Source organism: Streptomyces sp. NPDC006385 (assembly GCF_040612485.1).
Lineage (GTDB): Bacteria > Actinomycetota > Actinomycetes > Streptomycetales > Streptomycetaceae > Streptomyces.
On record NZ_JBEXQG010000179.1, the window covers coordinates 1 to 1,417 of the forward strand.

Consider the following 1,417-nt stretch of genomic DNA (forward strand, 5'->3'; position numbering starts at 1 on the left):
CCGCCACCCTGCGCACCTGGTCCGCCAACGACACCTTCACCCTCAACGTCACCGTCAACGAACGCCTCCCCCTCCACCCCGACATCGACCACGTCGTCGGCGAGTACACGTCCCAAGTCTTGGTCGCGGTAGAGACCAACGAGGACGCATGTGTCCGCGACAGGATCACCACCCTTCAGGACCGGTTCTGGACGGACTTCAAACACCGGGCCTTCAGCGGCGTCCGGGTGCTGCGCGAGCTCGCGAGAAGCGAGGACGGTACGCGCACGACCATGCCCTTCGTCTTCGACGCCGTGCTGGGCCAGGACCTCGATCAAGCGGATCTCCCCGCGTGGTTCCGAGATGTGCCCTACGTGTCGGCAACCGCGCCCCAAGTCTCCCTTGAGTGCCAAGCATTCGAGCTGGGTGGGACGCTGCGGGTCAACTGGGCGGTGGTCGAGGAACTGTTCCCGCCCGGACTGATCGACGCTGCGTTCGCCGCATTCGGTGCACTCCTGGGACGGCTGGCCGACGACGAAGACCTGTGGAACACGACCGATCTCGGCTTGGTGGTCCCCGATGAGCTGGCCGCCCGCCAGGAAGCCAACGCCACCGAAAGAGCGCTGCACCAGGGCCTGCTGCATGAGCTCGGCGGGACGTTGCGTTCGCGGGGCGACGCCCCGGCCGTGATCACCCCGGACCGGGTGATCGGATACGCCGAGCTGGACCAGCGCGCCGCGCGGATCGCACGCCGGCTCCGAGACCTGGGCGCGTGTCCCAACTCTCTCGTCGGCGTGGTGATGCACAAAGGTTGGGAACAGTCGGTCGCGGCGCTCGCGGTGTTGCAGTCCGGCGCCGCGTATCTCCCTGTCGACGCCGCGTGGCCGATCGAGCGGCTGCACCACATCCTCGACCGCGGACGGTGCCGCATCGTGCTCACCCAGAGCGAGCTGCGCGACACCCTCGAGTGGCCGGCGGACATCACCGTGCTCGCCGTGGACGACGACACGACATGGATCGATGTGGACGACACACCGCTGGAACCGATGGCGACTCCCTCGGATCTGGCATACGTGATCTTCACGTCCGGTTCGACGGGCGAACCGAAGGGCGTGATGATCGACCACCGGGGCGCGGTCAACACGATCGTGGACATCAACGAACGGTTCGGGGTGACGGCGGCAGACCGGGTATTCGGTCTTTCCTCGCTGAGCTTCGACCTGTCGGTGTGGGACATCTTCGGCACGTTCGCGACTGGCGGCACGCTCGTCCTGCCCGCCGCGAACGCCAACCGTGATCCCGAGGTCTGGTCGGATCTGGTGAGGCGCCACGGAGTGACCGTATGGAACACGGTTCCGGCTCTGATGGAGATGCTCGCCGAGCACGTCGGTGCGCGCGGGGAAGCCCTGCAGAGCCTGCGGCTGGTGATGATGAGTGG

The 1,417-nt window shown here is 66.9% G+C and carries 1 protein-coding gene; it reads left to right on the plus strand.

Features of this window, described 5'->3' with window-relative positions:
- Positions 1 to 119: 119 nt before the first annotated feature.
- On the plus strand, positions 120 to 1,417 hold a 1,298-nt coding region (locus ABZ078_RS44405), incomplete at its 3' end, for an AMP-binding protein (RefSeq protein ID WP_356584400.1).